At 67.7% G+C, this 3,174-nt stretch carries 4 protein-coding genes; 2 read left to right on the top strand and 2 right to left on the bottom strand.

Going from position 1 to position 3,174, the window contains the following annotated elements:
- Together BJQ90_RS18910 and BJQ90_RS18905 are read right to left on the bottom strand one after the other, a co-directional pair.
- A partial coding sequence (locus tag BJQ90_RS18910) for a UvrD-helicase domain-containing protein (RefSeq protein ID WP_264197427.1) occupies positions 1 to 1,089 on the bottom strand: 1,089 nt, incomplete at its 3' end.
- Positions 1,090 to 1,130: 41 nt separating this feature from the next.
- Positions 1,131 to 1,547, bottom strand: coding sequence for an MGMT family protein (locus BJQ90_RS18905; protein WP_226761743.1), 417 nt, complete (start codon positions 1,545 to 1,547; stop codon positions 1,131 to 1,133).
- Positions 1,548 to 1,685: 138 nt separating this feature from the next.
- On the opposite strand from BJQ90_RS18905, the gene BJQ90_RS18900 reads away from it, so the two are divergent.
- Positions 1,686 to 2,396, top strand: a complete 711-nt coding sequence (locus BJQ90_RS18900) for a 3'-5' exonuclease (protein ID WP_226761742.1) — start codon at positions 1,686 to 1,688, stop codon at positions 2,394 to 2,396.
- A gap of 369 nt (positions 2,397 to 2,765) precedes the next feature.
- Positions 2,766 to 3,174 (top strand): transporter substrate-binding domain-containing protein (locus tag BJQ90_RS18895; RefSeq protein WP_226761741.1); only part of this gene is annotated, 409 nt, incomplete at its 3' end.

Below are 3,174 nucleotides of genomic sequence, written 5' to 3'. Positions count from 1 at the left end.
GACGGCAAGCCACGCCTCGGCGACCGCCGGGGTGTGGCGGTGGGCGGTCCAGAGCGGCCGCTCGAGGACGGTCCGGCCGGCGGGGGCAAGCAACTGCGGAAGCTCGGCCACAAGGTCCGGGCGGGCGCCGCGGAAGCCCTGGACCACGGTGTCCGGGGAGAACGTGATGAGGGCCTCCTTGCCAGCGGCAATATCCGCGAGCAGTTCGAACACGGCAGGGTTGGCTTCCTGCATGTCGTCCACCAGGACCAGCTGGAGCCTGTCGCGTTCGGCGGCCAGGAAGTCGGGTTCGTCCTGGAAAATCTGGCGGGCGGCCGTGATGATCCCGGCCGGGTCGAAGGATTCCGGCATGCGCAGGTCCAGTACGTCGCGGTACTCCGCGTACAGGCCCGCGGCGGCGACCCAGTCCGGCCGGTGGCAGCGCCGGGCGAGGACCACAAGGTCCTCGGCGGTCCGGCCGGATTCGATGATCCGGTCAAAGAGCTGGCGGACCTCCTGGCGGAAACCGCGGGTCTGCAGTGCCGCGCCCAAATCCTCCGGCCACGGCAGCTCAAGTCCGGGCTGGGCGTGTCCCTCGAGCAGTTCCTTGATGATCAGGTCCTGTTCCGGGCCGGACAGCAGCTTCGGCGGCCGGGGCAGCGGCAGGATGCCTTCCGCCTTGGCACGCCGGATCAGGTCGAAAGCGTACGACGCCCAGGTGCGGGCCGGCGTCGTGCTCAAACTGCGGTCCAGCCGTGCCGTGAAGCGGTCCCGGAGCGAATCGGCGGCGAGGCGACCGGGGGCAAGGATGAGCATCCGTTCCGGATCAAGGCCGTCCCGCTGCGCACGCCGGACGGCGGCCTCCACGAGAACGGTGGATTTGCCGGTGCCCGGCGCGCCGGGGATCAGGACCGGGCCGGAGCCATGCGGGACGTCGACGGCGGCGAGCTGGTCCGCGGAGAGCACGGGCACCGCGCTGTGCAGTTTCCGGGGCGGGAGCAGCCGGAGCGAGGAACCCGGTGTGCCCGGCCTTGCCGGTCGCGGACCGCCCTTACCGGGTCTGCCTGCTGCGGGCTTGGCTGTTGCTGTCTGCGTTGCTGCGGTCTGCATTGATGTGGGCGGGGCGGACTCAGGGTTCTTGCTGGGGATGCTCACACAGTCATTTCATCATCGGGGGCCGACAGTTTGCGCACGGAGCGTTCCAGCCGCTCGGCAACGGCGTCGATCCGGTCGAACTCGCCGTCGTTGGGTGCCCAGCGGGCAGCCGTCAGGTCCACGCGCCACCGTCCCTCGCCGGTGCGGAGGTATTCCGCGTGACTTCCCAGCAACGGGGTTTCTTCCAGGATGTACAGGGCCAGGGCCTCACGCTCGTGCCCGGGAGGCGCGTCACCATTGGCCTTGAGGACCCGCCACCAGGGCACTGCGCTGCCGTGCTGGCTCATCACGGAACCAACTTGCCGGGCACCGCCGGAGCCGAGGATTTCGGCAACGTCGCCGTACGCCACCGCGGCACCTGCGGGGATCAATGCCACCACGTCCAGCACCGCTTCCACATACTCCATCCGCATGGCACAAGCCTAGCGGCCGGCTCCGATTCGGGCCGCCGGCGGCGGTCTCCGGCGGCGCTGTGGCGCGTCCGGCGCCACGCCGGGCCCGGCCGCGGGCGGTGGCGCCTTACCGTCGGTGGCAGCAGGTAGCGTTGAAGCATGAGCACTTGGAACACCCTCCCCCGCGCAGCCTTCGACCTTGAAACCACCGGCAGGAACTCCCGTGCCGCGCGGATCGTCACGGCGTCCATCACCGTGGTGGACGCCGGGGGCGGGGTCATCAAGGAACACGAATGGCTCGCCGATCCGGGCGTCGAAATTCCCGCGGAGGCCAGTGACATCCATGGCGTCACGACTGAGCGGGCCCGCAGCGAAGGCCGCCCTGCTGCGGAGGTGACGCGGGAGGTCGCCGCGGTGCTCCAGGAGCTCTTCGACACCGGCGTGCCGGTCATCGCCTTCAACGCCAGCTACGACTTCACCGTCCTCGCGGCCGAGTCGGCCCGGTACGGTGTGCCGCAGCTGAGCCGCTTCCCGGTGCTGGATCCGTACATCATGAACAAACAGGTGGACCGGTACCGCAAGGGCAAGCGCACCCTCACCGCCCTTTGCGAGGAGTACGGCGTGGACCTTGACAACGCCCACACCTCGGCGGCCGACGCCCTGGCCACCTCGCGCATGCTCGACGCCATGGCAGGGAAGTTCCCGAAGCTTCGGATGCCGGCCAGCCACCTGCACCAGCTGCAAATCGAATGGGCCTCAGCCCAGGCCTCCGATTTCCAGAGCTACCTGCGCAAGACCAAGCCCGCTGCCGTGATTGAAGGCGACTGGCCGGTCCTGCCGCCCGAGGACGCCAGCCGCGGCGACTTCTAGGCCGCCTGGACTTCTTAAAACGAAACTTAGGCCACAGGACGCCGGCAAATAGACCTCCGAGAGCCGCATTTCCAGCGATTGCGACGGAACTCACACCCCAAGGCCAGGCCGGCGGCCCCGACTGCCCCAGCCATTCATTCCGTTGCACCCGGGCTCGGCTGCTCAGATCCCGGCCTACGGACTGCAAGCGTGAAACAAATTCGACCTCGGCACTTCCAGTCGTGCACTAATTCGATTTGAAACGCCCGCCGGGACAAGTGACACAATAATATTTTGCGGCTTGCCTGCCCCTTGGGGCGCCCAGGCCCTGAGCCGGGGCACGATATTCTCCCCCGCGACCCACTAACTTCCGACGAAAGTGTTTGCGTGATGAAATCCAAAGCCATGAAGTGGCTGACTACTGTTCCTGTGGCGATCGCTGTTGCCGTCTCCCTGGCGGCCTGCGGCGGCGGTTCAGCGCAATCGTCCGCGTCCGCCACCGATGCCCTCGCCGGCAGCGACCAGACCTCGCTGGACAAGTACACCACCAAGGACGTCACCCCCTTGGACAAGATCGACAAGTCCAAGCTTGGCCTGCTGAGCGACGGCACCCTCACCGTCGGGACCCTCTCGGACGCCCCGCCGAACATCTTCATCGACCCGTCGGGCAAGTTCACGGGCTACGACAACGAGCTCCTGCGCGCCATTGCGGACAAGCTGGGCCTCAAGGTTGAGTTCAAATCGACCGGCTTCGCTTCCCTGCTCTCCCAGGTCCAGAACAAGCAGTTCGACCTGGGAT

Origin of the sequence: Arthrobacter sp. SO3 (assembly GCF_020532825.1) — a bacterium.
Lineage (GTDB): Bacteria > Actinomycetota > Actinomycetes > Actinomycetales > Micrococcaceae > Arthrobacter.
Note: the sequence above shows the minus strand (reverse complement) of the source record. Positions and strands in the feature narration are given on the sequence as shown.

What these genes read in the sequence shown, in the direction of transcription:
- BJQ90_RS18905 (WP_226761743.1), bottom strand. Translation starts at nt 1,547, where the DNA reads ATGCGGATGGAGTATGTGGAAGCGGTGCTGGACGTGGTGGCATTGATC.
- BJQ90_RS18900 (WP_226761742.1), top strand. Translation starts at nt 1,686, where the DNA reads ATGAGCACTTGGAACACCCTCCCCCGCGCAGCCTTCGACCTTGAAACC.